The 10,717-nt window shown below is 69.4% G+C and carries 10 protein-coding genes; 8 read left to right on the top strand and 2 right to left on the bottom strand.

What is annotated here, in order from left to right:
• Positions 1-19 precede the first annotated feature (19 nt).
• Genes AB0I04_RS38435 through AB0I04_RS38465 form a run of 7 tightly spaced genes read left to right on the top strand, consistent with a single transcriptional unit; the run spans position 20 to position 6,328 of the window.
• The gene (locus AB0I04_RS38435) at positions 20-580 is read left to right on the top strand and encodes a F0F1 ATP synthase subunit B (RefSeq protein ID WP_360896415.1); all 561 of its coding nucleotides are present in this window, start codon (positions 20-22) and stop codon (positions 578-580) included.
• A 3-nt stretch (positions 581-583) separates the two neighbouring features.
• Positions 584-1,399 carry a F0F1 ATP synthase subunit delta gene (locus AB0I04_RS38440; RefSeq protein ID WP_360896418.1) on the top strand — a complete coding sequence of 272 codons (816 nt, stop codon included), beginning with the start codon at positions 584-586 and terminating at the stop codon, positions 1,397-1,399.
• A 37-nt stretch (positions 1,400-1,436) separates the two neighbouring features.
• Positions 1,437-3,074, top strand: a complete 1,638-nt coding sequence (atpA, locus tag AB0I04_RS38445) for a F0F1 ATP synthase subunit alpha (protein WP_360896421.1) — start codon at positions 1,437-1,439, stop codon at positions 3,072-3,074.
• Between the two features lie 3 nt (positions 3,075-3,077).
• Positions 3,078-3,998 (top strand): F0F1 ATP synthase subunit gamma, encoded by a 921-nt coding sequence (locus AB0I04_RS38450; protein WP_360896424.1) that lies wholly within the window; start codon positions 3,078-3,080, stop codon positions 3,996-3,998.
• 8 nt (positions 3,999-4,006) lie between these two features.
• Positions 4,007-5,437 (top strand): F0F1 ATP synthase subunit beta, encoded by a 1,431-nt coding sequence (gene atpD, locus AB0I04_RS38455; protein ID WP_360896427.1) that lies wholly within the window; start codon positions 4,007-4,009, stop codon positions 5,435-5,437.
• A gap of 27 nt (positions 5,438-5,464) precedes the next feature.
• Entirely contained in the window at positions 5,465-5,854 is a 390-nt protein-coding gene (locus AB0I04_RS38460; protein ID WP_360896429.1) for a F0F1 ATP synthase subunit epsilon, read from the top strand.
• Positions 5,855-5,887: 33 nt separating this feature from the next.
• A complete protein-coding gene (locus tag AB0I04_RS38465; protein ID WP_360896432.1) occupies positions 5,888-6,328 on the top strand; it encodes a DUF2550 domain-containing protein in 441 nt (146 codons plus the stop codon).
• A 117-nt stretch (positions 6,329-6,445) separates the two neighbouring features.
• On the opposite strand, the gene AB0I04_RS38470 is transcribed toward AB0I04_RS38465, so the two are convergent.
• The gene (locus tag AB0I04_RS38470; RefSeq protein WP_360896435.1) at positions 6,446-7,039 is read right to left on the bottom strand and encodes a cob(I)yrinic acid a,c-diamide adenosyltransferase; all 594 of its coding nucleotides are present in this window, start codon (positions 7,037-7,039) and stop codon (positions 6,446-6,448) included.
• A gap of 183 nt (positions 7,040-7,222) precedes the next feature.
• Positions 7,223-8,722 carry a M20/M25/M40 family metallo-hydrolase gene (locus tag AB0I04_RS38475; RefSeq protein ID WP_360896438.1) on the bottom strand — a complete coding sequence of 500 codons (1,500 nt, stop codon included), beginning with the start codon at positions 8,720-8,722 and terminating at the stop codon, positions 7,223-7,225.
• A gap of 253 nt (positions 8,723-8,975) precedes the next feature.
• Between AB0I04_RS38475 and AB0I04_RS38480 the strand changes: the two genes are divergently transcribed.
• Entirely contained in the window at positions 8,976-10,562 is a 1,587-nt protein-coding gene (locus tag AB0I04_RS38480; RefSeq protein WP_360896441.1) for a GMC family oxidoreductase N-terminal domain-containing protein, read from the top strand.
• The last annotated feature ends 155 nt before the right edge of the window (positions 10,563-10,717 follow it).

The following is a 10,717-nucleotide window of genomic DNA, read 5'->3' on the forward strand; positions in this document are numbered from 1 at the left end:
ACGGAAGGCTGTGCACGCCATGTTTTTGGCCGAACACGCCGCCGGGCTTCTCGCCGAGAACACGAAGAACCCGAACCCTCTGGTGCCCGACGCGGCGGAGATGGTCGTCGGTATCTTCGCGTTCCTCGTCGTGCTGTTCTTCCTCGGCAAGGTCCTCGTGCCGCGCATCCAGAAGACGCTCGAAGAGCGTACTGACGCGATCGAGGGCGGGATCAAGCGGGCCGAGGAGGCACAGGCCGAGGCCCAGCAGACACTCGAGCAGTACCAGACGCAGCTGGCCGAGGCCCGACAGGAGGCCGCACGGATCCGCGAGGAGGCGCGCGAGCAGGGCGCGCAGATCATCGCGGAACTGCGCGACCAGGCTCAGGCCGAGGCGCAGCGGCTCGTCGATCAGGCGCACGCCCAGATCGACGCCGACCGGCAGCTGGCGTTCACCCAGCTCCGCGCGGAGATCGGGCAGCTCTCGGTCGAGCTGGCCGGCCGCATCGTCGGCGAGTCCCTGGAGGACGAGACCCGGCGCCGTGGCACCGTCGACCGGTTCCTCGACGAGCTCGAGGACCGCGCTCGGGCGGGGGCGTAACCGATGATCGGCGCGAGCAGGGCCTCGTTCGTCGAGGCCAGGGAGCGGCTCGAGGCCGCCCTGTCCGCCGGTGACCCGGCGGCGTTCGGCGACGAGCTGTTCGCCGTGCTGCACCTGCTCGACCGCGAGCACGTGCTGCGCCGGGCCCTGTCGGATCCGGCCCAGCCGGCCGATCGGCGGGCCGCGCTGGCCGCGGGCGTGCTCGACGGCCGGGTCGCCGTGGCGGTCCGCGACTTCGTCGCCGAGGTCGTACGGCTGCGGTGGGCGCGGTCCACCGCGCTGGCCGACGCGGTCGAGGAGCTCGCCGTGACCGCTGTCGCGGCGGGTGCCGAGCAGCAGGGGCGGATCGACGACTTGGAGGACGAGCTCTTCCGGTTCGGGCGGATCGTCGAGGCGCAGCCGGAGCTGCGCGGCGTGCTCGTCGACCGGCGGGTGCCGGGCGAGCGCAAGGCCGAGCTGGTGACCACGCTGCTGGAGGGCAAGACCACCGCGGCGACGGTGCGACTGGTCTCCGAGGCGGTGACGCATTCCCGAGGACGTAGTCTGGAGCGAGCGCTCGAGACCTACGGCCGGATCGCGGCCGAGCGCCGGGACCGGCTGGTCGCGCTCGTCCGCACGGCGGTCGAGCTCGACGACCGGCAGCGGACCCGGCTCACGACCGCGCTTTCGGCGCAGTACGGGCGAGACGTCCACTTGAACATCGAGGTAGATCCCGCGGTTGTGGGCGGTATTTCCGTTCAGATCGGGGACGAGGAAATCGACGGCACCATCGCTCGCCGGCTGGAAGACGTCCGCCGGCGAATCGAACGGTCGAGCTGAAACCAGCATCGGACTCACGGAGAGAGACGAAGAAGACATGGCGGAGCTGACGATCCGGCCGGAGGAGATCCGGGGCGCGCTCGAGCGCTTCGTCCAGGCCTATGAGCCGGAGACCGCCGCGCGCGAGGAGATCGGGACCGTCGTCGAGTGCTTCGACGGCATCGCCTTCGTCGAGGGCCTGCCCTCGGCGATGGCGAACGAGCTCCTTGAGTTCGAGGACGGCACGCGCGGCATCGCGCTGAACCTTGACGTTCGGCAGATCGGTGTCGTCATCCTGGGCGACTTCTCGAAGATCGAAGAGGGCCAGCAGGTCCGCCGGACCGGCGAGGTCCTGTCGGTCCCCATCGGCGACGGCTACCTCGGCCGCGTCGTGGACTCGCTGGGCAACCCGATCGACGGCAAGGGCTCAATCGAGACGAGCGGCCGCCGCGAGCTGGAGCTGCAGGCGCCGGGCGTCATGCAGCGTCAGCCGGTGGGCGAGCCGCTGCAGACCGGCATCAAGGCGATCGACGCCCTGACGCCGATCGGCCGTGGTCAGCGGCAGCTGATCATCGGTGACCGGCAGACCGGCAAGACGACGGTCGCGATCGACACGATCCTGAACCAGAAGCAGGCGTGGGAGACCGGCGACCCGACCAAGCAGGTCCGCTGCATCTACGTCGCGGTCGGCCAGAAGGGCTCGACGATCGCGCAGGTGCGGGCCACGCTCGAGGCGGCCGGCGCGCTGGAGTACACCACGATCGTGGCGGCTCCCGCGTCCGAGCCCGCGGGCTACAAGTACATCGCCCCCTACACCGGCTCGGCCATCGGCCAGCACTGGATGTACGAGGGCAAGCACGTCCTGATCGTGTTCGACGACCTGTCGAAGCAGGCGGAGTCCTACCGCGCGATCTCGCTGCTGCTGCGTCGCCCGCCGGGCCGTGAGGCCTACCCCGGTGACGTGTTCTACCTGCACTCGCGGCTGCTGGAGCGGTGCGCGAAGCTGTCGGACGACATGGGCGCCGGCTCGATGACGGGTCTGCCGATCATCGAGACAAAGGGCAACGACGTCTCGGCGTACATCCCGACCAACGTCATCTCGATCACCGACGGCCAGGTCTTCCTCGAGACCGACCTGTTCAACCAGGGTGTCCGCCCGGCGATCAACGTCGGTATCTCGGTGTCCCGCGTCGGCGGCGCCGCGATGACCAAGGCGATGCGCGGCGCCACGAAGAACCTCAAGCTGTTCCTGTCGCAGTTCCGTGACCTGGAGGCGTTCGCCGCCTTCGCCTCGGACCTCGACGCCGCGTCGCGCGCCCAGCTGGACCGCGGCGCCCGGCTGGTGGAGCTGCTCAAGCAGCCGCAGAACAGCCCGTACCCGATGGAGCAGCAGGTCGTCTCCATCTGGGCCGGCACCACCGGTGAGCTGGACGACGTGCCGGTCGAGGACATCCGCCGGTTCGAGGACGAGTTCCTCGACTCCGTCAGGCGCAACAACGCGGGTCTGCTGGAGAGCATCCGGGAGACCGGCAAGTTCGACGACGACGCCATCGCGACCCTGAAGGACTCCATCGCGGAGTTCAAGAAGGGCTTCGAGACGACCCACCACGGTCTGCTGCTCCAGGAGCAGTCGGTCGAGGCGATCGAGGAGGGTGACGTCGAGCAGGAGAAGATCACCCGCGTGAGGAAGAAGTAAGGCATGGGTGCCCAGCTTCGGACGATCCGGCGCCGGATCGCCACGACCAAGTCGATGGCGAAGATCACGCGCGCCCAGGAGCTCATCGCCTCCTCCCGGATCGTCAAGGCGCAGCAGCGGGTTCGGGAGTCGGGGCCGTACGCCCGGCAGATCACGCGTGCCATCTCGGCGCTGGTCAGCCACAACGTCGGTGTCGGCCACCCGCTGCTGACGGAGCGGACCGACAGCAACCGAGTCGCCGTGCTGCTCATCACGAGCGACCGCGGGTTCGCCGGCGGCTACAACGCCAACGTCATCCGTGAGGCCGAGGGTCTGATGACGCTGCTGCGGGAGCAGGGCAAGGAGCCCGTCCCGTACATCGTCGGGCGCAAGGGTGTCGGCTGGTACCGCTTCCGCGAGCGTGAGTTCGCGGGCGAGTGGACCGGATTCAGCGACAACCCGCGGTTCGCGAACGCCGAGGCCATCGGCCGCACGCTCGTCGCGGAGTTCGAGAAGCCCGCCGAGGAGGGCGGGGTCGCCGAGATCCACGTCGTCTACACCGAGTTCGTGTCGATGCTGACGCAGACGGCGCAGGTCCGCCGCCTGCTGCCGCTGGAGATCGAAGAGGCCGAGGAGGCCCCGTCGGAGCAGTCCGAGGGTGTGCTGCCCGCCTACGAGTTCGAGCCGTCGGCCGACACCGTGCTCGACGCCCTCCTGCCGAACTACATCGAGAGCCGGATCTGGCACATGCTGCTCCAGGCGGCAGCCTCCGAGCACGCGCAGCGACGGCGGGCGATGAAGTCGGCGACCGACAACGCCAACGATGTGATCGAGAACCTGACGCGAGTGGCGAACCAGGCCCGTCAGGCCGAGATCACGCAGGAAATCAGCGAGATCGTCGGTGGCGCTAACGCGCTCGCCGAGAGTTCCGCGGGGAGTGAGTGAGAGTCACCATGACTGCTTCGGTAGAAACAGCCACGGCGACGGGCCGTGTCGCCCGCGTCACCGGCGCCGTCATCGACGTGGAGTTCTCCGTCGAGACGATGCCGGAGATCTACAACGCGCTGCAGATCGAGGTCACGATCGGTGACCGAAGCCGGACACTGACCCTTGAGGTCGCCCAGCACATCGGCGACAACATGGTCCGCGCCATCTCGCTGCAGCCCACCGACGGCGTCGTCCGCGGCGCCCCGGTGGTCGACACCGGTTCCGCGATCTCGGTGCCGGTCGGCGACGTCGTCAAGGGCCACGTGTTCAACACGATCGGCGAGTCCCTCGACGTGCCCACCGCGTCGCTGGAGGTCACCGAGCGCTGGCCGATCCACCGGCACGCGCCGGCGTTCGACCAGCTCGAGAGCAAGACCGAGATCCTCGAGACCGGCATCAAGGTCATCGACCTGCTCACCCCGTACGTCCGGGGCGGCAAGATCGGTCTGTTCGGCGGCGCGGGTGTGGGCAAGACGGTGCTCATCCAGGAGATGATCACCCGTGTCGCCCGTAACCACCGTGGTACGTCGGTGTTCGCGGGCGTCGGTGAGCGCACCCGTGAGGGCACGGACCTTCTCATCGAGATGAAGGAGGCCGACGTCCTCAAGGACACGGCCCTCGTCTTCGGTCAGATGGACGAGCCGCCGGGCACCCGTCTGCGGGTCGCCCTGTCCGCGCTGACCATGGCGGAGTACTTCCGCGATGTGCAGAACCAGGACGTGCTGCTGTTCATCGACAACATCTTCCGGTTCACCCAGGCGGGTTCGGAGGTGTCCACGCTGCTCGGCCGTATGCCGTCCGCCGTGGGTTACCAGCCGACCCTCGCCGACGAGATGGGCGAGCTGCAGGAGCGGATCACCTCGACCCGCGGTCACTCGATCACCTCGATGCAGGCGATCTACGTGCCCGCGGACGACATCACCGACCCGGCGCCTCACACCACCTTCGCGCACCTCGACGCCACCACGGTGCTCTCGCGTGCGATCACGGAGAAGGGCATCTACCCGGCGGTGGACCCGCTCGACTCGACCTCGCGGATCATGGACCCGGTGATCCTCGGCCGGGAGCACTACGACGTCGCCCAGTCGGTGAAGCGGATCCTGCAGCGCTACAAGGAGCTGCAGGACATCATCTCCCTCCTCGGCATCGACGAGCTCGCGGAAGAGGACAAGGTCACGGTCGAGCGCGCCCGTCGCATCGAGCGGTTCCTGTCGCACCCGATGTACATGGCCGAGGCGTTCACCGGCCAGGTGGGTGAGAACGTGCCGCTGAGCGACACGATCGCCTCCTTCAAGGCGATCACCGAGGGCAAGTACGACCACCTCCCGGAGCAGGCGTTCTTCATGGTCGGCGACATCGAGCAGGCCGAGAAGAAGGCCCAGGAGCTGCAGAAGTAACGCCGCGAGGCGTTCGGAGGAGAACAAGTGGCAAAGCTGCACGTCGAGCTCGTCTCACCGGAGCGTGAGATCTGGGCCGGCGAAGCCGATATGGTCGTCGCCAAGACCATCGAGGGCGAGATGGGCATCCTGCCCGGTCACGCGCCGGTCCTCGGTCTGCTGGTGGACGGCAGCGTCGTGCGGATCAAGCCCGCCGACGACGAGGCGGTCATCTCCGCGATGGTCTCCGGCGGTTTCTTCTCGGTCGCCTCCGACGAGGTCTCGGTACTCGCCGAGTACGCCGAGCTGGGCGGCGAGATCGATCTCGCCGCCGCTCGGTCGGAGTACGAGCGGGTCTCCGGGCTGGAGGGCGAGGAGGCCGCGGTCGAGCAGCGTCGTGCGCGGGCGCGGCTGCGGGCCGCCGGCGAAGAGGTCTGACCGTCACGGGTGGTTTGGGGGAAGCAGGGGGGAGTGAGCGAGCACCTGGCGTGGGACATCGGCGAGTTGGTCGTTGTCGTCCTGGTGGCGGTGCTCGCCGCGTTCGCCCTGCTGTCGCTGCGGCGTTGGCTGCTCGAACGCCGCGGCGGCACGGTCGAGTGCAGTCTGCGTGATCCCCATGGCCGTGGCGTATGGCGGCTCGGCATCGGCCGGTACAACGGCGACGAGCTGCTCTGGTTCGCGATTTTCGGTATTCGGCTGAGGCCCCGGCGGGTCGTACACCGCCGGGGCCTCGTCGTTTCCGGCCGCCGCAAACCGGAGGCCGAGGAGGAGGCCGCCCTCCAACCGGATGCCGGGATCGTCGAGCTCCAGGACGGCAACGGCACCGTGGTCGAGCTGGCGATGGGCGGGGCGGCGCTGACCGGTTTCCTCGCCTGGCTCGAGGCCGCCCCACCGGGCTCACCCATCACCTAAGACGTTCACCACCGTCCGGCTGGAGCTTTCGGCCGACCCGCCCATCGCCTGAGGCGTTCGCCGCCAGGTCGTCGGGCCGCTTTTCGGTCGGCCCGCCCATCACCTGATCACCTACGGTCAGCGCTCGCCGCCGGGCTTCCACAGCACGTCGCCGCGCTCGGCGTTCGCCTTGCGGGCGAGGATGAAGAGCAGGTCGGACAGCCGGTTGAGGTATTTCGCGGTCAGCGGGTTCATGTCCTCGTGCGCCGAGAGCGCCGCCCACGCCGAGCGTTCGGCACGGCGGACGACCGTACGGGCAACGTGCAGCAGCGCGGCGCCGGGGGTGCCGCCCGGCAGGATGAAGCTGCGGAGTTTGGTCAGGTCGGCGTTGTGCTCGTCGCAGGCCTGCTCCAGCAGGGTGACGTAGTCGTCGGTGACCCGCAGCGGCGGGAACTCCGGCTCGGCGACGACCGGCACGCACAGGTCCGCACCGACGTCGAACAGGTCGTTCTGCACCCGGGTGAGCAGGGTGGCGATGTCCTCGGGCAGTCCGCCCATTGCGAGGGCGACGCCGATGGCGCTGTTCGCCTCGTCGACGTCGGCGTAGGCCACGAGCCGCGGGTCGGTCTTGGCCGTACGGCTCATGTCACCGAGGTTGGTCGTACCGTCGTCGCCGGTCCGCGTGTAGATCTTCGACAGGACGACGGGCTGGTCATCGCGCTCTTTCGCCATGCGGTCACACTAACGAGTGCCGAGATCGCCCGGCCGGACGGCCGCCGCCGAGCGGGCTGCCGTCCGGCCGGGACGGTGACCCGTCTTGGCCGTCCGGCCCGGTCGGTGACCTGCCGTGGCCGTCCGGCCCGGGCGAGCGGGTGGCCGTCCGGCCGGGCCGGGGATCTGCCTTCGCCGCTCGGGTCAGGCGAGCAAGCGACCGGCGGGCGCGTGCTTCACGTGGGCGCGGGCGGCCTTGGGAGCCGCGACGCGGCCGCCGTTGACCGGCAGGGTGCTGCCCGCGAACACCTGAGCGGCGTACGCGGCGCCGTCCGCGAGCTGGTCGAGGATGGTGGTGTTGACGTTGGCGTACGTGTCGCATGCCTGGTGGTAGCAGGGGTCGTACGCCTTGCCCGCCTCACCGCCGTAGATCTTCGCCTCGTCGGCGGTCTTCAGCTTCTCCGCGCCGGAGTCGAGGCCGCCGGCCGGGATGCCGTTCTCGATGAACGGCCCGTAGTCGGAGCGGCCGTCGAACGCGCTCGGCGAGGTCGCCAGCTTCCGCTTGCCGTAGTAGTCGGTGAAGACCTTCTCGATCGCGCCGGAGCCGGCGGGCGGGTTGGTGCCGGCGCCCTCGGAGTCGTCGCCGTCGTACACGCCGCGTCGGCCGTTGGGCGAGCCGAGCATGTCGAAGTTGAGGTTGAGGGCGATCCTGGCCTTCTGGTCGGCGGTCAGGTGCGCGACGTAGTACTCGGAGCCGAGCAGGCCCTCCTCCTCGGCGCCCCAGAAGGCGAACCGCACCTTGTTCTTGATGCCCTTGCCGAGCTTGTTGATCTGCTCGGCGATGGTGAGGATCGTGGCGGTGCCGCTGCCGTTGTCGTTGATGCCGGGGCCGGCCGTGACGCTGTCGAGGTGCGCGCCCATGACGACGACGTTGTCGGCGCGGCCGCGCTTGGTCTCGGCGATGACGTTGTGCGCGGTGCGCTGCTCGCTGAACGTGTCGGTCTTGATGTGCAGCTTCAGCGAGCCGGACGCCGATGCCTTCACCAGGTCGGTGCCGAGCTGGTAGGTCGGGCCGATCACCGGGATCTTCCACGGCGTGCTGGCGGTGCCCTGCACCGGGCCCATGCGCTCGGGCGAGGCGCCGTCGTTGTAGATCGCGATGGCGGCGGCACCGGCGTTCTGGGCGTTGCCGGCCTTCACCGAGAAGTTGCAGCCGCCGCGCTTGACGAGGGCGATGTTCCCCTTCGGGAGGCCGGCGAAGTCGTCGGCCTCGCAGCCGCTGCCGACGCCGGCGCCCGCCGGGTCGACCGCCGTGGCGACGGCGGTGACGTCACCGGACCCGGAGAAGTCCAGGGTCGCGTAGTCGGTGCCGTAGACGTACGAGGGGCCGCCGGGCCGGTCGAAGACGGCGGGCGTCTTCTCCTTGTAGTAGTCGAACGGGAAGTCCTGCACCGTGGGGTGGTATCCGGCCTTCTTCAGCTGCTTCACGACGTACTTGGTGGAGATCTCGAAGCCCGGCTCGCCTGCCGCGCGGGTGCCGCCGTTGTAGGTGGCGATCGTCTGCAGGTCCTTCTGGTGCTGGCGGATGTCCTTGAGTTTCACCAGCTTGTCGAGGCGCGGCTGTGCGGCCGCGTCCGCCGGAACCGCCGCCCCGATCGAGGCGGCGGCCAAGCCGATGAGGGTACCGATGGCCAGTTTGCGCAACGAATTGCCCTTCTTACGGTAAAGCGTAGGTAATGGGACGAATCGTGGCACCGACCGGCGCCCCGCCGCCAGAGATGAGATCGACTCGTTGCGGAAGATCGGCGCCGTTGGCCAGAGCACCGGGAAAGTGTTCGTCTCAATTGCCAACGGACGCCCGTCCCGCAGAACGCCGAGGCCGCCGCCGTACGCACTGTCCGGGATCGTCCGTGATCGATAGTGTTTCGCGCAGAGCTCTCAAGGCGTGGAGGCGGCCGTGTACGACTACGTCATCGTCGGTGCCGGCAGCGCGGGCTGTGTGCTCGCCGAGCGGCTCAGTGCGGACTCCGGGACGAAGGTCCTGCTCCTGGAGGCCGGGCCGCCCGACGACGCCCCGGAGATCCACATTCCGGCGGGGATCTCGGCGCTGTTCAAGAGCCAGTACGACTGGGACTACACGACCACGCCGCAGCCGCACGCGGCCGACCGCAGCGTCTACTGGCCGCGCGGCCGGACCCTCGGCGGCAGCTCGTCGACCAACGCCATGATCTACATCCGGGGGCACCGGTACGACTTCGACACCTGGCGCGACGAGTACGGCTGTAAAGGCTGGGGATACGCCGACCTGCTCCCTTACTTCCTGCGCGCGGAGGACCAGCAGCGGGGCGCGTCGGACTACCACGGCGTCGGCGGGCCGCTCCGCGTCGAGGACCTGCGCTACAAGCATCCGCTCACCCGCGCCTGGGTCGAGTCGGCGACGGCCTTCGGCCTGCCCGCCACCACCGACTTCAACGGGGCCGAGCAGGACGGGGTGGGGTTCTACCAGGTGACGCAGCGGCGCGGCCGCCGCTGGTCGACGGCCGACGCCTACCTCGCCCGGGCCAAAGAGCGTCCCAACCTCACCGTGCTGACCGACGCGCTCGTCACCCGGGTGGTCATCGAGGACGGCCGGGCGACGGGCGTCGCCTACCTGCGCGGTGGGTCGGAGCAGCGGGCCGCCGCCGGGCGCGAGGTCATCCTTTCCGGCGGCGCGGTCAACTCACCGCAGGTCCTCATGCTGTCGGGGGTGGGGCCCGCCGACCATCTGCGCTCGCTCGGAATCGACGTCGTCGTGGACCTGCCCGCGGTCGGCACCGGGCTCCAGGACCATCCGATGGTCCCGGTTCTATGGCACACCCCCAGGAAGAAGGCGATCTGGGAGAGCGTCAACACGCGAAGCGTCCTGATGTGGCAGATGCTGGGCCGCGGCCCGTACGCCTCCAATGTCGCCGAGGCGGGTGGTTTCGTGCGGACCCAGGCCGACCTGCCCGCTCCGGACCTGCAGTACCACGTGCTGCCGACGCCGTTCCTGGACCAGGGCTTGACCGACCCGAACAAGCGGATCATCTCGGTGTTCGCCACCGCCGTCGCGGTGGCGAGCCGCGGCAGCGTGACCCTGCGTTCGGCCGACCCGCGATGGAAGCCGCTGATCGACCCGAACTACCTGGGCGACGCCGCCGATCTTGACGTTCTCCGCGAGGGGGTCTGGCAGGCAAGGGAGATCGCGGCGAGTGGCCCGCTGGCCCGCATGACCGGTGGCGAGTACGCCCCCGTGGAGGAGGCCGAAGACCTGACCGACTGGATCCGTGGCCAGGTCGTGACGCTGTACCACCCCACCAGCACGTGCGCCATGGGTGGTGCGGAGGGCTCGGTCTGCGATCCGGAGCTGCGGGTGCGCGGTGTGGACGGGCTGCGCGTCGTCGACGCGTCGGTCATGCCCGCAGTGCCCCGGGGCAACACGAACGCCCCGACGATCGCGATCGCCGAACGGGCCGCCGACCTCATCGCCGGCGGCCCGCTGCTGCCCCAGGTCGAGTTCGCCTGACCGGGGACTGGTCGTTCGCGCCGCCGGGTGAGCCGGCGGGGGGGGGGGGGGGGTTTTGTGTTGTTGTTTCTGGTTCTTGGGGGGGGGGGGGTTTTTGTTTGGGGGGGGCTTATTTTGGCCTTGGTGTGTTTGGCGTTGGGTAACGCGCCCAGCCC

It is taken from the genome of Actinoallomurus sp. NPDC050550 (assembly GCF_040655075.1).
In the GTDB taxonomy this organism is placed as follows: Bacteria; Actinomycetota; Actinomycetes; order Streptosporangiales; family Streptosporangiaceae; genus Actinoallomurus.

Excerpts from the sequence above, each read along its gene's own strand:
- atpD (WP_360896427.1), top strand. The coding sequence starts at position 4,007 with ATGACTGCTTCGGTAGAAACAGCCACGGCGACGGGCCGTGTCGCCCGC.
- AB0I04_RS38435 (WP_360896415.1), top strand. The coding sequence starts at position 20 with ATGTTTTTGGCCGAACACGCCGCCGGGCTTCTCGCCGAGAACACGAAG.
- AB0I04_RS38440 (WP_360896418.1), top strand. The coding sequence starts at position 584 with ATGATCGGCGCGAGCAGGGCCTCGTTCGTCGAGGCCAGGGAGCGGCTC.
- atpA (WP_360896421.1), top strand. The coding sequence starts at position 1,437 with ATGGCGGAGCTGACGATCCGGCCGGAGGAGATCCGGGGCGCGCTCGAG.
- AB0I04_RS38450 (WP_360896424.1), top strand. The coding sequence starts at position 3,078 with ATGGGTGCCCAGCTTCGGACGATCCGGCGCCGGATCGCCACGACCAAG.
- AB0I04_RS38470 (WP_360896435.1), bottom strand. The coding sequence starts at position 7,039 with ATGGCGAAAGAGCGCGATGACCAGCCCGTCGTCCTGTCGAAGATCTAC.